Raw genomic sequence first — 17,186 nt, 5'->3', positions numbered from 1 at the left:
TCAGGCCTGCACCGCGCTCCAGTCGAAGGGTCGGGCAAAGGCATCGGTATCCTCGGCCATCAAGGGCCGCGCCACCAGGAAACCTTGTACATATTCACAACCGTGATCCCTGAGCCACTGGTACTGCGCCGCGGTTTCAACCCCCTCGGCGATCACCCGCAACCCCAGTTGACCGCACAGATCGATCACCGAGGCGGCCAACGCGGCGTCCCGTGGCGAGTCCGGCAAGCGGGCAATCAAATGCCGATCAAGCTTGAGGGTATCGAGCTCAAGATCGCGCAGATGCGCCAGCGAGCAAGGGCCCGAACCGAAATCGTCCAATGCCACCCGCACGCCCAAATGACGCAGCAGCCGCAACTGCTTATGGGTTTCGTCGGGGTTGCGCATCAACGCATCTTCCGTCACTTCAACCTCCAGTTGCCGGGGCTTCAAGGCATGGCGCTCCAGCACCTGGCGTAATTCGGTGACCAGGTTCGGCATGCCGAACTGCGTACTGCTAAGGCTCACACCCAGCACCAGGTCATCCGCGAACATGCGTTCCCAGACTTTGCGCTGGGCCGCGCTGCGATGATAAATCCAGCTGCCCAGCCGGCTGATCAACCGTACCTCCTCAAGCAACGGCAGGAACAAGCCTGGCGGCACGTCGCCGACGCTCGGATGCTGCCAGCGCAACAGCGCTTCGAAGCCGCGAGTGCGCCCATCGCGAATGCTGACCTGCGGCTGATAGACCATGTTGAAATCACGGTTCTCGATTGCCGAACGCACGCTCTCTTCGAGCATGAGCCGTGAACGGGCTCGACCGTTCATTTCATGGTCGTAGAAACGATATTGCTGGCGGCCGGCACGCTTGGCTTCGTACATGGCGATGTCGGAGGCGCGCAGCAAACCGTCGAGGTTGGAGCCGCAGTCCGGATAGGTCGCGATACCAATGCTCGCCCCCAGCGTCACGTCCATGCCGTCGATCTGCTGGCAGACCGAGACCCGCTCGATGAGCTTTTCGGCAATCTTCGCCGCCTGCTCAGGCAGTTCCAGATCCAGCAGCGCGGTGAATTCGTCGCCCCCCAGGCGCGCCAGGATGTCGAACGGACGCAGGCACGCCTTCAATTGCTCCGAGACCCAGCGCAGCACCCGGTCACCGGCATCGTGGCCCAGGGAATCGTTGACCCGCTTGAATCCATCCAGATCCAGGTACAGCAACACCCAGTTGCTTTCCAGCCGCTCGCTGCGCATCAGCAGGTTTTCCGCCGTCTGATAGAACCCCCTGCGGTTGAGCAGGCCGGTCAAGGGGTCGGTGACAGCCTGGAATTCGAGTTGCTGATGCAGATGACGAACCACCGACATGTCCTGAAGCGTGACCACCATCGCCCTCTGCTCCGCAGGCAATGGCGCGCAGGACAAGGCTACCGACACCTGCTGGCCAGGCGCGGTACGCAACACGGCATCGTGCAAGCGCCAGGTTTCGCCGCGCATGTAGGCGGTATGGATGTCGGAATCAAGCCATTCGGGAATGTGGGGTTTTTGCAGGAAATCGAGGAACGCCGAGCCCTGCAACCGGTCGGCGGTGGCGTTGAGCAAGCGGCAGGTGGAAGGGTTGGCGAACCGGATGCATCCGTTCTCATCCACCACGAGGATTCCCTCGGCGGCGTTGTCCAGCACCGAGGCATTGAAGGCCCGGGCAGCCTCGAGATCCTGGCTCAGACGCTGCAACGCGCGCCGGTTGCGCTGGTGCTCCAGCAAGGCATGCACCTTGGGCTTGAGGATCTGTGGATCGAATGGCTTGAACAGGTAATCCACCGCGCCACTGGCGTATCCCTTGATGACCGCGTCCTGGGATTGCTCATTGGCCGTCAGGAAGATGATGGGCGTAAGCCGCGTGCGCTGGCTGCCACGCATTAGGCGCGCCACTTCGAAGCCGTCCATATCCGGCATCTGCACATCCAGCAGCACCAGGTCGATGTCGTGTTCCAGGAGCATGTTGAGCGCCTCGACACCAGAGGCGGCGGTCATCACCCGCCAATCCGGACGCTGCAACAACGCTCGCATGCTGAGCAGGTTTTCAGGGTAGTCATCAACGATCAAAAGGACGGAGCTGTCTTCGCCAAACGGGGGTTGCGCGCATTCCATGCTGCTTCTCTTATCGGGGCGCCATGTCCGTCTTATGGAACAAGGCGGACAACATACAGTGATCTCACTCTAGACCGGGATTTTGAAAAGCAGTAGGTGTCATCGCGCCATCATCCAGACAAAGCCCGAAATAGCCGACTAACGGTCACCCTCTCCAGGCACAGAAACTGCAATGACCTACTCGACGAACAATTGACGTCAAACATTCGCCGACCGGTCAACAACAAAAAGCCCCATCCAGCGTTTCGAAACGCTTCAAAGGGCGGTTTAAAGCCTCCCGACACGGCGTGCACCTTTTACATCAGATACGTAGGAACCTGGACATGATCGATCTCGCAACCTGGAACTTGAGCATCCCCGAAGGCAGCCCGGCGATGACCATCGACACCCCTCGCCTGGCCCAAGGGTTCAAGGACCAATATTTCAACGCCGAAACCGGCACCGTATTCTTTTGGGCGCCAGTGACCGGCACCAAAACGGCCAACGCGAGTTACCCGCGCAGCGAGCTGCGGGAAACCTTTCCCGACGGACGACTGCGCAACTGGCTCTACCCTGCGGCAGATAACACCTTGCGCGCGACCGTGGCGGTCAACCAGGTGCCCAGCACCGGCAAGATCGTGATCGGCCAGATTCACACAAAGGACAGCAACAGCCCGATGGTGAAGCTGGAATACCAATACAAGACTAAAAGTTCGACCGGCAACATCGTCGCCAAAGTGCGCATGCGCCCGGACGACGAGGAGGGCCAGGTCATCACCGTCGCGACCGGTGTGACGCTCAACCGCAACTTTTCCTACATGATCCACCTGAGCCCCAAGGGCGCATTGGGCATTTCCGCGGCGGGTTACAACTGGCGCACCACCGTTGACCCAAGCTGGAAAGTCAAACCGCTCTACTTCAAGGCAGGCGCGTACGTGCAAGACAACACCGGTTATGTCACTGAAGGCGGGAAAGTGACGTTCAGCAAGTTGGAAATCAAGCACACCACGCTTTGATCGCCGACCCGCTCCGCCGCCATTGCAGCAGGGACGCTGCGATGGGTTCCCGCCTTCATCCCTCGGTTTCAACAGGCCCATGATGTCTTCACGCAACAAGCGTCAAAAGGCCATCGTGTAATCGTTCCCTCGAAAATCCAATTTCTCGACCAGCGGTCCCTTCTCTCGGGCACAAAACCGCGAAACGCCACTCTGACGGTCTGCTGACGCCAACCCTTCGCCGGACGAACGTGCCAATTTTTCGTCCGCGCCTGCGTCTGGCCTCAGCAAAAGCGCGTCTTAGAGCCTCCGGCTGTGGCGTAAATCATTTCTTTTTCTCAGAAAGGATCCGAACATGGTCGATCTTGCAACCTGGAACCTGAGCATTCCCGAAGGCAGCCCGCCGAAAACCATCGAAACGCCGCGCCTGGTGGACGGGTTCAAGGATAAGTATTTCAATTCCCAAGGCAGCACGGTGTATTTCTGGTCGCCGGTGACGGGCTCCAAGACTGAAAATGCGATCTACCCGCGCAGTGAACTGCGCGAAACCTATAAAGACGGAAGGTTGCGCAATTGGGTCTACCCAGACGCCGACAACTTCCTGAGGGCAACGCTCGCCGTCAATCAGGTACCTAGCAGCGGCAAGATCGTCATCGGTCAGATTCATGCAAAGGACAGCAGCAAACCCATGGTCAAGCTGGAATACCAATACAAGGACGACAGCGACACCGGGAACATCGTCGCCAAGGTCCGCATGCGTCCCGATGACAGCAAAGGCAGGGTCATCACCGTAGCCACGGGGGTGAAGCTCAATCGGTCGTTCTCCTACCGGATTCACCTCGATCGTACCGGTGACCTGGGCATCACCGCGGCCGGCAACAGTTGGTACACCACCGTCGGCCGCGCCTGGCGCGACAAGCCGTTGTACTTCAAGGCCGGGGTATATGTGCAGGACAACTCGGGCTACACCAGCGAAGGCGGGAAGGTGACGTTCAGCGTGCTGGATATCGATCACAACACCTGAGTTTTCACGTCCTAAAATCTCGTAGGAATTTACACCATGTGGCGAGGGAGCTTGCTCCCGCTGGGCTGCGAAGCGACCCCTTCTTTCCGCCAGCCCCATCTCATGCACCGGTTTTGCGGGGGCTGCGCCCCCGAGCGGGAGCAAGCTCCCTCGCCACAGGGGGCTGGTGCGTCCTACAGGGCCGATTTTGGCCTTGGGAATCTGCTCTATAGTTGGTGGGTCTGCTGGCTTTGGTCGGTGGACAAGGGTTTCGCAGCCCGTGTGAGTTAGAATCACGACCGTCAGAAATCGACATAGGCATTCCTGTCTATGCTCGGCTTTTCATGGCGGCTGTGTGTGGGAGATCTTCGGGTCTGCCGGGTTTCTCTAACTCCTCGGTCTGCGAACCCGCACATGGCTGCCACCAAATTTGTTTCGCAGCGAACGGTGGCAAATATCTATTTGAGTTAGAGGTTTGTCATGAAAGCCGAACAATTGCCCACTCGCTTCACTCCGCTCACCCCGATCGCCACCACCCAGCCCGTCCTGTTCATCGATAAAACCGTCCCACTGACCGAGCTCCACGCCTGCGCCAGCGAACGCTTGCATGCCACGCTCGACTACCTGACGCTCATGGCCTGCGCCACCTTGCGCGACTCGGCTGCTGGCGACTTCAACACCCTAACGAACGTCGCCCGGATCCTCGTCCAAGACGTGACGGACGTGTTCGGTGTCATTGAACAGCGCGGCCTCGAAGACCAATAGAGGTCCCCTGTGTGCGAGCCTGTTCGCGAATCGGCAAAGCAGTGATATCCACTGACACACCGCGAGCGCGAGCAAGCTCACCTAATCCGCAGGCAAAGTCATCGGACGATAGGAGGTCATGTGCATATTCTTTTGAGCAGAGTAGGATTAAATCCCATCTTACCCAGGAGGCTCATCATGCGTAGCACTCAACAGTTCAGCATCACGCTGCCTAACCAGATGGCTGACGTAGTGAAAGCCAAGGTGGCTGCCGGTGAGTACGCCACTGAAAGCGAAGTCATTCGGGATGGCCTCCGAGCACTGCTAGCTCGTGATCGTGCGTTGGAAAACTGGCTCGTAGGCCAAGTGGCCCCAGCTTATGACGCGTTGAAAACCGATCCCTCGCGAGCATTGAACGTGGACCAGGTGCGCTCCCGATTGGCGGCAGAGCACGAAAATTCCACTGTGAAACCGTGAATGGCTTACACCGTCGAGTTTGCACCGGAAGCCCTTGAGCAATTAGCTGCCCTCTACCGCTACATTGCCACAGCGGCTTCGCCGGAAATGGCCCGTCGGTATACCGACGCCATCTTGACCTACTGTGAAGAACTACAGACGTTCCCGCACCGAGGGAACCAAAGGCACGAGATACGCCCGGGTTTGCGTATCACAAACTACCGTAAACGGACCGTGATCGCCTTTGCTGTTGAAGCCGAACTGGTTTCCATTCTGGGCGTGTTTTATGGCGGACAAGACTTTGAGGGCGCTTTGCAGAGTGGACTGGACGATTAAAACCAGCTCACTCTCGAAGCGGCCAACCCAAGCACCGGCTATACACACAAATCCGCCCCATTAAAAAACCCGCATCACTGCGGGTTTTTCTCACAATGTTGAAGCCTCAGTTGACCTTAGCGTTCAACTCACCCTTCAAATACCGCTGATACATGGCTTCCAACGAGATCGGCTTAATCTTCGAAGCATTACCCGCAGTACCAAACGCCTCATAACGCGCGATACACACATCCCGCATAGCGGTCACGGTCGCGCCAAAGAATTTACGCGGGTCGAACTCGCTCGGATTGGTCGCCATCAACCGACGCATGGCACCGGTAGAAGCCAGGCGCAAATCGGTATCGATGTTGACCTTGCGCACGCCGTACTTGATGCCTTCGACGATTTCTTCAACCGGCACGCCGTAGGTTTCCTTGATGTCGCCGCCGTACTGGTTGATGATCGCCAGCCACTCTTGCGGTACCGAGGACGAGCCGTGCATCACCAGGTGGGTGTTGGGGATGCGCTTGTGGATTTCCTTGATGCGGTCGATCGCCAGTACATCGCCGGTAGGCGGCTTGGTGAACTTGTATGCGCCGTGGCTGGTGCCGATGGCGATGGCCAGGGCATCGACCTGGGTTTTCTTGACGAAGTCCGCGGCTTCTTCCGGGTCGGTCAGCATCTGGCTGTGATCCAGCACGCCTTCGGCGCCGATGCCGTCTTCTTCGCCGGCCATGCCGGTTTCCAGCGAGCCCAGGCAACCCAGTTCGCCTTCCACCGAAACGCCGCAGGCGTGGGCCATGGCGACGGTCTGCTGGGTGACCCGCACGTTGTATTCGTAGTCGGTCGGGGTCTTGCCGTCTTCGCCGAGGGAGCCGTCCATCATCACCGAGCTGAAGCCCAGTTGGATGGAGCGCTGGCAGACGTCAGGGCTGGTGCCGTGGTCCTGGTGCATGCACACCGGGATGTGCGGGAATTCTTCGATCGCTGCCAGGATCAGGTGGCGCAGGAACGGCGCGCCGGCGTATTTGCGGGCACCGGCCGAGGCCTGGACGATTACCGGGGAGTTAGTCTTGTCAGCGGCTTCCATGATGGCGCGCATCTGCTCAAGGTTGTTGACGTTAAAGGCTGGGACGCCGTAGCCGAACTCGGCTGCGTGGTCCAGCATCTGACGCATGCTGATAAGTGCCATTGTGTGTATCTCTCCCGGTCGAGGGTCGTTAATCGTGCCAGCCTGCCGGAGCGGCGGCGGCTATTCAAGTCATTGCGGATCGGGGGTTGACCCGATCTGCGTGTCCAATGAAACAAAATCTCACTACAAACAAGAAACCCTGTGGGAGCGAGCCTGTTCGCGATGAGGGCCTAGCAGTCAACATCTCTGTTGCCTGAGGCATCGCTTTCGCGAGCAGGCTCGCTCCCACATGGGGTTTCGGCAGATCAGTCAGCCTTGCAGCCACGCCCAATCAAGTCATTGGTGGCGACCCAATACGCCAGGCCTTCCTCACCCTTGACGTGCAGCGCCAGCATGTCATCGCTGTACAGCGATCCTTCAGCGCCCGGCTCAAGCTTGAGACGGTAGACCTTGTCTGCGCCACCCAGGCGAACATCCACTTCCTTGCGCGCTGCATCGGTATAACGCCAGAGCACCTTGGCCCCGCTATCACATGTCCAACTCGTCCAGCCTTCTGCAACGGGCTCGGACGATTGTAGAAAACCCAGTTGCGAGCAACCGGCCAACAATGCCAACGCCACAACGGCGACAAAGCCTTTCATCCGTGTTCCTCGGCTGACGGCCGAGCCGCCCGCCATGAGCTAATGAGTCTGACCCGTCAAGGGCAACCATGTTCCTTGACCGGCGCTTGCGTCTCGTATTTATCCAGGCCGTCCGGTCCTGAGCGCTTGTTCAGCACCGGATTGGTCTCGGCCTGCCAGTCAGCCTGGTAACAGCCTTTTTCGGGCGCCGGCACCGTATTATCTGGCGCCGTGCCTTGCGGGCTGCTGGAACAGGCTATCAGCAACGTCGCGGCCATCAGCGCCATGAACGTCTTGACCATCGGAACACTCCTTTGCCTGGTCAACGTCGCCTCAGGCCTTGGCCCGGCTTTCCAGGACTTCCACGGCAGGCAGCACTTTGCCCTCGACGAACTCGAGGAACGCGCCACCGCCGGTAGAAATGTAGGAGATCTGCTCGGCGACGCCATATTTATCGATGGCGGCCAGGGTGTCGCCGCCGCCCGCGATGGAAAACGCAGCGCTTTCGGCAATGGCCTGGGCCAGTACCTTGGTGCCGTTGCCGAACTGATCGAATTCGAATACGCCAACCGGGCCGTTCCACAGGATGGTCTGGGAGGATTTCAGCAGTTCGGCGAAATTGGCTGCGGTTTGCGGGCCAATGTCGAGGATCATGTCGTCTTCGGCCACATCAGCGATCAGCTTCACCGTCGCGGCGGCGCTCTCGGCGAACTCCTTGGCGACCACCACGTCCACCGGCAGCGGCACGCTGACCTTGGCGGCGATTTCACGGGCGGTTTCCAGCAGGTCCGGCTCGTACAGCGACTTGCCGACGGGATGTCCAGCGGCGGCGAGGAAGGTGTTGGCAATGCCGCCACCGACGATCAATTGGTTGCAGACCTGGCTCAGGCTGTTGAGTACATCCAGCTTGGTCGACACCTTGGAGCCAGCAACGATAGCGGCCATCGGTTGAGCTGGAGAGCCCAGGGCCTTGCCCAGCGCATCAAGCTCGGCAGCCAGCAACGGGCCAGCAGCGGCGACCTTGGCGAATTTCGCCACGCCGTGGGTCGAGCCCTCGGCGCGGTGCGCGGTGCCGAAGGCGTCCATCACGAATACGTCGCACAGGGCGGCATATTGCTGGGCCAGCTCATCGGCGTTCTTTTTCTCGCCTTTGTTGAAGCGCACGTTTTCGAACAACACGACGTCGCCAGCCTTGACGTCGACACCACCCAGATAATCAGCCACCAGGGGCACGTCACGGCCCAGGGCCTTGCTCAGGTAGTCGGCGACAGGCTTGAGGCTGTTTTCCGCCGAGAACTCGCCTTCGGTCGGACGGCCCAGGTGCGAGCAGACCATCACCGCAGCGCCTTTTTCCAGGGCCAGCTTGATGGTCGGCAGCGAGGCCAGGATGCGCGCGTCGCTGGTGACGACACCGTCCTTGACGGGGACGTTGAGGTCTTCGCGGATCAGTACGCGCTTACCTTGCAGATCGAGGTCGGACATCTTCAACACGGTCATGGGTCGCAATTCCTGGGTAACTGTTTAGAGAGCAGGTTTATTGGAAGCTGTTTGCAGGTAGTGCTCGGCAACGTCCAGCATTCGATTGGCAAAACCCCATTCGTTGTCGAACCACGCCAGGATGTTCACAAGCCTCGGCCCGGAAACACGTGTCTGGCTGGCATCGACGATGGCCGAATGCGGGTCGTGGTTAAAATCACAGCTGGCATGAGGCAACTCGGTATAGGCCAGAAGGCCTTTGAGCGGGCCGCGGGTGGCGGCTTCGCGCAGGATCCGGTTGACCTCGGTGGCGTCGGTATCGCTCACGGTCTGCATCGTGATGTCGAGGCAGGACACGTTGACCGTCGGCACCCGCACGGCTTTGGCCTGAATTCGTCCGGCAAGTTCCGGCAACAGCCGTTCGATGCCGCGCGCCAGACCAGTGGACACGGGGATCACCGACTGGAAGGCCGAGCGGGTACGGCGCAGGTCCTCGTGGTGATAGGCGTCGATCACCGGCTGGTCGTTCATTGCCGAGTGGATCGTAGTGATGGACACGTATTCCAGGCCAATGGCCTGGTCCAGCAGGCGCAACAGCGGCACGCCGCAGTTAGTGGTGCATGAGGCGTTGGACACCAGCAACTCTTCGCCGGTCAGGCAATCCTGGTTGACGCCAAAGACGATGGTGGCGTCGACGTCCGCCTCGCTGGCCATCGGCTGAGAAAACAGCACCCTTGGCGCGCCCGCAGCGATGAAACGCTGGCCATCGTCGCGAGTGTTGTAGGCGCCGGAGCATTCAAGCACCAGGTCAACACCCAGGGACGCCCAATCGATGCCTTCGGGGGTGGCACTGCGCAGGACCTTCACGCAATCACCATTGATATGCAGACAGTCGCCCTCGACCCGCACTTCGCCGGGGAACCGGCCATGGGTGGAGTCAAAGCGTGTCAGGTATTCGATGCTGGCCATGTCGGCCAGATCGTTGATGGCCACGATCTCGAACCCAGCCTTCGCCCCTCGCTCGAACAACGCACGCAAGACGCAACGACCAACGCGGCCGTAGCCGTTGAGTGCAACTTTGTAGGGAGGCGGTTGGGGCATGGGGGTTCTCTGATCGGGTGAATCCGTTAAGACCAGCATTGTCTGCACCACCGCTATCGTCGGATCGCCGCCCGGAGCAAGCTCGCTCCCACAGGGTCGGTGGAGATCCTTGTGGGAGCGAGCTTGCTCCGGGCGGCGATCCGACGATGGCAGAACAGACAACTTATGTGGATCAGTCTTCCAGCAGCTCTTCAGCCTGCCCCAGGATATTGTCCAGGGTGAAGCCGAATTCCTCGAACAGCGCCGAGGCAGGCGCCGATTCGCCATAGGTGGTCATGCCGATCACGCGACCTTCCAGGCCCACGTACTTGTACCAGTAATCGGCGTGAGCGGCTTCGATGGCAATCCGCGCGCTGACTTGCAGTGGCAACACCGCTTGCTTGTAGCCGGCGTCCTGGGCATCGAACACGCTGGTGCATGGCATGGAAACCACGCGCACGTTGCGGCCCTGCTCGGTCAGCTTGTCGTAGGCCTGGACGGCCAGGCCAACTTCCGAACCGGTGGCGATCAGGATCAGCTCAGGCTCGCCGATACAGTCCTTGAGCACATAGCCGCCACGGCTGATATCGCCGATCTGGCCGGCATCGCGGACCTGGTGTTGCAGGTTCTGGCGAGAGAAGATCAACGCCGACGGGCCGTCGTTGCGCTCGATGGCGTGTTTCCAGGCCACGGCCGACTCCACGGCGTCGCATGGGCGCCAGGTGTCCAGGTTCGGCGTGCAGCGCAGGCTCGCCAGTTGCTCGATCGGCTGGTGGGTCGGGCCGTCTTCGCCCAGGCCGATGGAGTCGTGGGTGAACACATACAGCACCCGCTTTTTCATCAGTGCCGACATGCGCACGGCGTTGCGAGCGTATTCCATGAACATCAGGAAGGTCGCGCCGTAGGGCACCAGGCCGCCATGCAGGGCAACGCCGTTCATGATCGCGCTCATGCCGAATTCACGAACGCCGTAGTACATGTAGTTGCCGCTGGCGTCTTCAGCCGTCACGCCTTTGCAGCCTTTCCACAGGGTCAGGTTGGAACCAGCCAGGTCGGCCGAACCGCCCAGCAACTCCGGCAACAGCGGGCCGAAGGCATTCAGGGTGTTCTGGCTGGCCTTGCGGCTGGCGACGGTTTCGCCCTTGGCCGCGATTTCGGCGATGTACGCCGAAGCTTTTTCGGCGAAATCGGCCGGCAGCTCGCCGCTGAGGCGACGCACCAGTTCGTTGGCGAGTTCAGGGAATTCGGCGGAATAGGCCGCAAAACGCTGGTCCCACTCGGCTTCGGCCGCGCGGCCTTTTTCCTTGGCGTCCCATTCGGCATAGATGTCGGCCGGGATTTCGAACGGGCCGTGTTCCCACTTCAGCGCGGCACGGGTCAAGGCGATTTCCTCGGCACCCAATGGCGCGCCGTGGCAGTCTTCCTTGCCCTGCTTGTTCGGCGAACCGAAACCGATGGTCGTCTTGCAGCAGATCAGGGTTGGCTGAGCGCTCTTGCGGGCCGTCTCGATGGCGATCTTGATTTCTTCCGGGTCGTGACCGTCGACGTTACGGATCACCAACCAGTTGTAGGCTTCGAAACGCTTGGGCGTGTCATCGGTGAACCAGCCTTCGACTTCGCCGTCGATGGAGATGCCGTTGTCATCGTAGAAAGCGATCAGCTTGTCCAGGCCGAGAGTGCCAGCCAGGGAAGCGACTTCGTGGGAAATGCCTTCCATCATGCAGCCATCACCCAGGAATACGTAGGTGTGATGGTCGACGACGTTGTGGCCGGGACGGTTGAACTGCGCCGCCAGGACTTTTTCCGCCAGGGCGAAGCCCACGGCGTTGGCCAGGCCTTGGCCCAGTGGACCGGTGGTGGTTTCCACGCCTGGCGTGTAGCCGTATTCCGGGTGGCCCGGGGTGCGGCTGTGCAGTTGGCGGAAGTTCTTCAGGTCATCGATCGACAGGTCATAACCGGTCAGGTGCAGCAACGAGTAAATCAACATCGAGCCGTGGCCGTTGGACAGCACGAAGCGGTCACGGTCAGCGAACGATGGGTTGCTCGGGCTGTGCTTGAGGTAATCGCGCCAAAGCACCTCGGCGATATCCGCCATACCCATGGGGGCGCCGGGATGGCCGCTGTTGGCTTTTTGCACGGCATCCATGCTGAGGGCACGAATGGCATTGGCACGCTCACGACGGCTGGGCATCGCTGATCTCCTGGGTTTTGAATAACGAAACTGAAAAAGGCGAGCATTTTCCCTCACCCACCCGCCCCGGGGCAATCAGATACTCGTCCAAAGGCGATATTTGCGGCGGATAAAGTCGCATCGGGCAGGTGAAACCTTTCCGCTGATGGTGGGTAGAGTCAAGCACACGCAAGGAAGTGCCATTTATCGAGCAATATCAAAACTTTTTGATATTGGCCTTGCGATGGACCAGGCCCGTCACTAGACTGCCGCCCATGAACTTACGCGTGCCTTTCATTCGCCATGATGACAGCGATGAGCTGGCGGCCCTTTGCAAGGCCGGCGGCGATCCGTTGCGGCTCAATGTATTGCGCGCCCTGGCGAACGACTCGTTCGGTGTATTGGAGCTGGCGCAGATCTTCGGCATTGGCCAGTCGGGCATGAGCCATCACCTCAAGGTCCTGGCCCAGGCCGACCTGGTGGCGACGCGGCGCGAAGGCAACGCGATCTTCTATCGGCGCGCCCTGCCCCACACCGAGCTTCTGGGTGGCAAGCTGCACGCCGCGCTGCTCGAAGAAGTGGACGAGCTGGACCTGCCGATGGAGGTACAGGACCGCATTGCCCAGGTCCACGGGCAACGCGCCGCCGCCAGCCAGGATTTTTTCGCACGAGTAGCAGAGAAATTTCGCGCCCAGCAGGACCTGATCGCCGGGCTGCCGCAGTACCGTGACAGCGTCGTGGCACTGCTCGACAAGCTGAGCTTCGGCCCCTGTGCCACGGCGATGGAAGTCGGCCCCGGCGACGGCGCTTTCCTGCCGGAACTGGCGCGACGCTTCAGCCAGGTGACAGCGTTGGACAACAGCCCGGCGATGCTCGAACTGGCCCGCCAGGTATGTGAGCGCGAGTCCCTGGCTAATGTCAGCCTGCAATTGGCCGATGCCCTGAACGGCGTGAGCCTGCGGGCCGATTGCGTTGTATTGAACATGGTGCTCCACCACTTTGCCGCACCGGCCGACGCGCTCAAGCACATGGCCAACCTGCTGCAACCGGGCGGTAGCCTGTTGGTGACAGAGTTATGCAGCCACAACCAGAGTTGGGCCAAGGAGGCCTGCGGTGATCTCTGGCTGGGGTTTGAACAGGACGATCTGGCCCGTTGGGCCACCGCTGCGGGCCTCGTGCCCGGGGAAAGCCTCTATGTAGGCTTACGTAATGGTTTCCAGATACAGGTCCGCCATTTTCAGCGGCCGGCTGGCGACACTCACCATCGGTAACTTGTAGGAAAACATCGAGATGAGCGAATACTCCCTTTTCACCTCCGAGTCCGTGTCTGAAGGGCATCCGGACAAAATCGCCGACCAGATTTCTGATGCGGTGCTGGACGCCATCATTGCTGAAGACAAGTTCGCCCGCGTGGCGTGCGAGACTCTGGTGAAAACGGGCGTGGCGATCATCGCCGGCGAAGTCACCACCTCGGCCTGGGTCGACCTGGAACAGATCGTTCGCGACGTGATCCTCGGCATTGGCTACAACAGCTCCGACGTCGGCTTCGACGGCGCGACCTGCGGCGTGATGAACATCATCGGCAAGCAGTCCCCGGACATCAACCAGGGCGTTGACCGCGCCAAGCCAGAAGACCAGGGCGCCGGCGACCAGGGCCTGATGTTCGGCTACGCCAGCAACGAAACCGACGTGTTGATGCCGGCTCCGATCACCTTCTCGCACCAGTTGGTCCAGCGTCAGGCCGAAGCCCGCAAATCCGGCCTGCTGCCTTGGCTGCGCCCGGATGCCAAGTCGCAAGTTACCTGCCGCTACGAAGGCGGCAAGGTCGTCGGCATCGATGCCGTCGTGCTGTCGACCCAGCACAACCCGGAAGTGTCCTACAAGGACCTGCGCGAAGGCGTGATGGAACTGATCGTCAAGCACGTGCTGCCTGCCGAACTGCTGTCCAAGGACACCCAGTTCCACATCAACCCGACCGGCCAGTTCATCATTGGCGGCCCGGTGGGCGACTGCGGCCTGACCGGTCGCAAGATCATCGTCGACAGCTACGGCGGCATGGCGCGTCACGGCGGCGGCGCGTTCTCCGGCAAGGACCCATCCAAGGTTGACCGTTCGGCGGCGTACGCCGGTCGTTATGTCGCCAAGAACATCGTCGCCGCCGGCCTGGCCGAGCGTTGCGAGATTCAGGTTTCCTACGCCATCGGCGTAGCCCAACCTACGTCCATCTCGCTGAATACCTTCGGCACCGGCAAGATCGGCGACGACAAGATCATCCAGCTGGTGCGTGAAGTGTTCGACCTGCGTCCATACGCGATCACCACTATGCTCGACCTGCTGCACCCGATGTACCAGGACACCGCAGCCTACGGCCACTTCGGTCGCACGCCGCAGACCAAGACCGTGGGCGACGACACCTTCACCACGTTCACCTGGGAAAAAACCGACCGCGCCGACGCCCTGCGCGCCGCTGCCGGCCTGTAATACGCGCTGCAATGAAAAAGCCCCTGGCGACTCGGTCGCCAGGGGCTTTTTTTGCGTTTTGACAAAGGGGTATTGCTACGTCCGCCGCGCCACCAGCAAGAACGAAGCAGCACTCGCCAGCAACGCCGCACACATCCGGTTGAACAAGCGCTTGCCGCTAGGCCGGGCAAACAATCGCCGCGCATAAATGCCCATGTAGCAATACAAGCCGATCGCCACGCATTCCAGGGCGAGGAACAGCCCGCCCAATACGGCGAACTGCTGAGTGACAGTGCCAGCACGATCAACGAACTGCGGCAGGAAAGCGGTAAATAAAAGAATCGCCTTGGGATTGCCGATTGCCACCAGAAATTCCTGGCGCGCCAGGCTGGCCATGCTCATCGAGTTGGTCGCCGCCTCGCTGCCGGCGTCAGGCTGCGCGCGCCATAACTGCACGGCGAGGTAAAAAAGATAGCCGGCGCCGACAAGCTTGATGCCCAGGAACAACAATTCCGAGGTGTGCAACACAGCCGTCAGCCCCACCGCCGCCAGGGCAATCATGATGGCAAAGGCCACCAATCGACCCACTCCGCCGCTGCACGCTCGGACGAACCCATAACGCGAGGCGTTACTGATCGATAGCAGGTTGTTCGGGCCCGGCGCCATGTTCAGCGCGAAGCAGGCAGGGATGAAGACAGCGAGCGTCGTCAGGTCCATCGTTTGCACTCCTGGCAGATCGGATCGAGCGCCCATTCTGCACCGGCCACCGACGGGTTCAAGGGACAGTTGCGCAGCCAGATCGACCCGGACTGTACCGTCGGCGATTCGCCTTCATTTCTTCGTAAAACCCCGTAACGCTCCAGGCCTCGCGCCTTTCACGGCAGCGGCTAGCCTTCGAGTACCTCATTTAGCAAGGATGCTTCGATGCTGCCGTTATTGCGCGTCTTCGCCTGTTATCTATCATTCGTGGCCTTGGCCATTGCTGCGCCGTGCCCCGATTGGCCCAAGGAGCGCGCCCAGGCGCAGGTCGACATCCTCCAGCGACAAGTCGACGCCTGGGACGATGCCTATCATCGCCTCGGCCGCGCCCTGGTGGCCGACGAGCTGTACGACCAGTCCCGCATGCAGCTGGAGCAATGGCGCCGTTGCCAGGGCCTAGCCCCCCTAGCCTCGTCCTTGCGAACGGCGGGCGGAAAAGTACCGCACCCTGTCGCTCATACGGGCCTGGATAAACTCCAGGATGCCAAAGCCGTGGGGAACTGGCTTGAAGGGCGATCGGACGTCTGGGTCCAGCCAAAGGTCGATGGTGTCGCGGTGACCCTTATCTATCACGGTGGGCGCCTGCAACAGGCAATCAGCCGCGGCGATGGCAACCACGGGCACGACTGGACTTCGAACGCCCACAAGATCGAGGCCATTCCCCGCCAGTTGCGTCAACCCACGGACCTGCTCGTTCAGGGCGAGTTGTATTGGCGGCTCGACGATCATGTACAAGCCACTCGCGGCGGACTCAATGCCCGATCGGCGGTGGCCGGGTTGATGGCCCGCAAAGACCTGCCCCCCGGCCAGGCATCAGGAATCGGCCTGTTTGTTTGGGACTGGCCCGAGGGCCCGGCGACCCTGCCCGAACGGATCGCCGCGCTGAACGAGCTGGGCTTTGCCGATACGACCGGCTACAGCCAGCCTGTCGAGGCATTGGCCGATGCCGAACACTGGCGCAACCACTGGTATCGCACGCCCCTGCCATTTGCCAGCGATGGAATCGTGCTGCGCCAGAGCCACCGTCCACCGGCCGACCGTTGGCAGGCCCGGGCGCCGTTCTGGAGCGTGGCCTGGAAGTACCCGTACGCCCAGGCCCTGGCGCAGGTACGCAAGGTGCGTTTCAAGATCGGCCGTACCGGGCGCATCACACCCGTGCTGGAGCTTGAGCCCGTGACGCTCGATGATCGCCAGATCCAGCGGGTAAGCGTCAGCTCGCTCAAGCGTTGGGAGCAGATGGACATCCGCCCCGGCGACCATGTGGCCATCAGCCTGGCCGGGTTGACCATTCCACGGCTCGACAGCGTTGTACTGCGCAGCGTCGAGCGCCCGGACCTCGAGGTACCGATCGCCGCCAACTACCATTTCCTGAGTTGCTGGCAGCCGACGCCCGGTTGCGAAAGCCAGTTCCTTGCGCGCTTGAACTGGCTCAGTGGCAAACATGGGCTCGGCCTGCCCCATGTCGGCCCCGGCACCTGGGAAAAGCTGCTGGCCGCGGGTCGACTCGACGGATTACTGGATTGGTTGACCCTCGATGCCACGGAGCTTGCTAACATTGCCGGTTTCGGCGAGCGCAGCAGCGCCCGCCTGCTGGCCAGCCTGCACAGCGCACGGCAGCAGCCTTTTCGGCAATGGCTCAAGGCCCTTGGCCTGCCGCCCACTGCTGAGGCCAAGCTGGACGGATCGTGGCAGGCGCTGGCTGGGCGCAGCATTGAACAATGGCAAGCCGAAGCCGGTATCGGGCCGGGACGCGCCGCGCAACTGAGCGCTTTTTTTCGCGACCCGCAGGTGCTGGCCTTGAGAGAAACACTACACACCGCTGGCGTCGACGGTTTCTGATTCGACCCGGCGCGGTTGAACCCAAGGGGCGGAC

16 protein-coding genes are annotated in these 17,186 nt (G+C 60.9%); 8 read left to right on the top strand and 8 right to left on the bottom strand.

Features of this window, described 5'->3' with window-relative positions; genetic code table 11:
* A complete protein-coding gene (locus M1D68_RS01920) occupies nt 1-2,124 on the bottom strand; it encodes a putative bifunctional diguanylate cyclase/phosphodiesterase (protein WP_457969116.1) in 2,124 nt (707 codons plus the stop codon).
* A gap of 323 nt (nt 2,125-2,447) precedes the next feature.
* On the opposite strand from M1D68_RS01920, the gene M1D68_RS01915 reads away from it, so the two are divergent.
* From M1D68_RS01915 to M1D68_RS01895, 5 genes are all read left to right on the top strand, one after another.
* On the top strand, nt 2,448-3,119 hold the full coding sequence (locus M1D68_RS01915; protein ID WP_457969114.1) for a polysaccharide lyase family 7 protein: 672 nt from the start codon (nt 2,448-2,450) through the stop codon (nt 3,117-3,119).
* 334 nt (nt 3,120-3,453) lie between these two features.
* Entirely contained in the window at nt 3,454-4,122 is a 669-nt protein-coding gene (locus M1D68_RS01910; protein WP_457969112.1) for a polysaccharide lyase family 7 protein, read from the top strand.
* Nucleotides 4,123-4,581: 459 nt separating this feature from the next.
* Complete coding sequence (locus M1D68_RS01905) at nt 4,582-4,866, top strand: fructose-bisphosphate aldolase (RefSeq protein WP_264433038.1); 285 nt, start codon at nt 4,582-4,584, stop codon at nt 4,864-4,866.
* A gap of 177 nt (nt 4,867-5,043) precedes the next feature.
* Nucleotides 5,044-5,322, top strand: a complete 279-nt coding sequence (locus M1D68_RS01900) for a ribbon-helix-helix domain-containing protein (protein ID WP_420764978.1) — start codon at nt 5,044-5,046, stop codon at nt 5,320-5,322.
* Complete coding sequence (locus tag M1D68_RS01895; protein WP_457969111.1) at nt 5,323-5,637, top strand: type II toxin-antitoxin system RelE/ParE family toxin; 315 nt, start codon at nt 5,323-5,325, stop codon at nt 5,635-5,637. It abuts the gene before it with no gap.
* Between the two features lie 106 nt (nt 5,638-5,743).
* On the opposite strand, the gene fba is transcribed toward M1D68_RS01895, so the two are convergent.
* From fba to tkt, 6 genes are all read right to left on the bottom strand, one after another.
* Nucleotides 5,744-6,808, bottom strand: coding sequence for a class II fructose-bisphosphate aldolase (gene fba / locus M1D68_RS01890; protein ID WP_457969109.1), 1,065 nt, complete (start codon nt 6,806-6,808; stop codon nt 5,744-5,746).
* A 245-nt stretch (nt 6,809-7,053) separates the two neighbouring features.
* The gene (locus tag M1D68_RS01885; protein ID WP_434561867.1) at nt 7,054-7,389 is read right to left on the bottom strand and encodes an MliC family protein; all 336 of its coding nucleotides are present in this window, start codon (nt 7,387-7,389) and stop codon (nt 7,054-7,056) included.
* Between the two features lie 56 nt (nt 7,390-7,445).
* Nucleotides 7,446-7,670 (bottom strand): hypothetical protein, encoded by a 225-nt coding sequence (locus M1D68_RS01880; RefSeq protein ID WP_457969107.1) that lies wholly within the window; start codon nt 7,668-7,670, stop codon nt 7,446-7,448.
* A 31-nt stretch (nt 7,671-7,701) separates the two neighbouring features.
* Entirely contained in the window at nt 7,702-8,865 is a 1,164-nt protein-coding gene (locus M1D68_RS01875) for a phosphoglycerate kinase (RefSeq protein WP_420764982.1), read from the bottom strand.
* A gap of 24 nt (nt 8,866-8,889) precedes the next feature.
* Nucleotides 8,890-9,945: an erythrose-4-phosphate dehydrogenase gene (epd, locus tag M1D68_RS01870; RefSeq protein WP_457969105.1), complete on the bottom strand. Its 1,056-nt coding sequence runs from the start codon at nt 9,943-9,945 to the stop codon at nt 8,890-8,892.
* A gap of 172 nt (nt 9,946-10,117) precedes the next feature.
* On the bottom strand, nt 10,118-12,115 hold the full coding sequence (tkt, locus tag M1D68_RS01865; RefSeq protein ID WP_420764984.1) for a transketolase: 1,998 nt from the start codon (nt 12,113-12,115) through the stop codon (nt 10,118-10,120).
* A 254-nt stretch (nt 12,116-12,369) separates the two neighbouring features.
* Here tkt and M1D68_RS01860 point away from each other — a divergent pair, with 254 nt between their 5' ends.
* Nucleotides 12,370-13,365 carry an ArsR/SmtB family transcription factor gene (locus M1D68_RS01860; protein WP_457969104.1) on the top strand — a complete coding sequence of 332 codons (996 nt, stop codon included), beginning with the start codon at nt 12,370-12,372 and terminating at the stop codon, nt 13,363-13,365.
* A 19-nt stretch (nt 13,366-13,384) separates the two neighbouring features.
* Nucleotides 13,385-14,575, top strand: coding sequence for a methionine adenosyltransferase (gene metK / locus M1D68_RS01855; RefSeq protein ID WP_030137860.1), 1,191 nt, complete (start codon nt 13,385-13,387; stop codon nt 14,573-14,575).
* 75 nt (nt 14,576-14,650) lie between these two features.
* Here metK and M1D68_RS01850 read toward each other — a convergent pair whose 3' ends face one another.
* Nucleotides 14,651-15,271: a LysE family translocator gene (locus M1D68_RS01850; protein WP_457969102.1), complete on the bottom strand. Its 621-nt coding sequence runs from the start codon at nt 15,269-15,271 to the stop codon at nt 14,651-14,653.
* A gap of 207 nt (nt 15,272-15,478) precedes the next feature.
* Here M1D68_RS01850 and ligB point away from each other — a divergent pair, with 207 nt between their 5' ends.
* Nucleotides 15,479-17,152 (top strand): NAD-dependent DNA ligase LigB, encoded by a 1,674-nt coding sequence (gene ligB, locus M1D68_RS01845; protein WP_457969101.1) that lies wholly within the window; start codon nt 15,479-15,481, stop codon nt 17,150-17,152.
* The last annotated feature ends 34 nt before the right edge of the window (nt 17,153-17,186 follow it).

The sequence above is a fragment of the Pseudomonas sp. R4-84 genome, assembly GCF_054130985.1.
The sequence above is the reverse complement of the archived record's forward strand: the minus strand, read 5'-3'. Positions and strand labels throughout refer to the sequence as shown.

Excerpts from the sequence above, each read along its gene's own strand:
- metK (WP_030137860.1), top strand. The coding sequence starts at position 13,385 with ATGAGCGAATACTCCCTTTTCACCTCCGAGTCCGTGTCTGAAGGGCAT.
- epd (WP_457969105.1), bottom strand. The coding sequence starts at position 9,945 with ATGCCCCAACCGCCTCCCTACAAAGTTGCACTCAACGGCTACGGCCGC.
- M1D68_RS01875 (WP_420764982.1), bottom strand. The coding sequence starts at position 8,865 with ATGACCGTGTTGAAGATGTCCGACCTCGATCTGCAAGGTAAGCGCGTA.
- M1D68_RS01895 (WP_457969111.1), top strand. The coding sequence starts at position 5,323 with ATGGCTTACACCGTCGAGTTTGCACCGGAAGCCCTTGAGCAATTAGCT.
- M1D68_RS01850 (WP_457969102.1), bottom strand. The coding sequence starts at position 15,271 with ATGGACCTGACGACGCTCGCTGTCTTCATCCCTGCCTGCTTCGCGCTG.
- ligB (WP_457969101.1), top strand. The coding sequence starts at position 15,479 with ATGCTGCCGTTATTGCGCGTCTTCGCCTGTTATCTATCATTCGTGGCC.
- M1D68_RS01885 (WP_434561867.1), bottom strand. The coding sequence starts at position 7,389 with ATGAAAGGCTTTGTCGCCGTTGTGGCGTTGGCATTGTTGGCCGGTTGC.
- M1D68_RS01880 (WP_457969107.1), bottom strand. The coding sequence starts at position 7,670 with ATGGTCAAGACGTTCATGGCGCTGATGGCCGCGACGTTGCTGATAGCC.
- M1D68_RS01915 (WP_457969114.1), top strand. The coding sequence starts at position 2,448 with ATGATCGATCTCGCAACCTGGAACTTGAGCATCCCCGAAGGCAGCCCG.
- tkt (WP_420764984.1), bottom strand. The coding sequence starts at position 12,115 with ATGCCCAGCCGTCGTGAGCGTGCCAATGCCATTCGTGCCCTCAGCATG.
- M1D68_RS01860 (WP_457969104.1), top strand. The coding sequence starts at position 12,370 with ATGAACTTACGCGTGCCTTTCATTCGCCATGATGACAGCGATGAGCTG.
- M1D68_RS01910 (WP_457969112.1), top strand. The coding sequence starts at position 3,454 with ATGGTCGATCTTGCAACCTGGAACCTGAGCATTCCCGAAGGCAGCCCG.
- M1D68_RS01920 (WP_457969116.1), bottom strand. The coding sequence starts at position 2,124 with ATGGAATGCGCGCAACCCCCGTTTGGCGAAGACAGCTCCGTCCTTTTG.
- M1D68_RS01900 (WP_420764978.1), top strand. The coding sequence starts at position 5,044 with ATGCGTAGCACTCAACAGTTCAGCATCACGCTGCCTAACCAGATGGCT.
- fba (WP_457969109.1), bottom strand. The coding sequence starts at position 6,808 with ATGGCACTTATCAGCATGCGTCAGATGCTGGACCACGCAGCCGAGTTC.
- M1D68_RS01905 (WP_264433038.1), top strand. The coding sequence starts at position 4,582 with ATGAAAGCCGAACAATTGCCCACTCGCTTCACTCCGCTCACCCCGATC.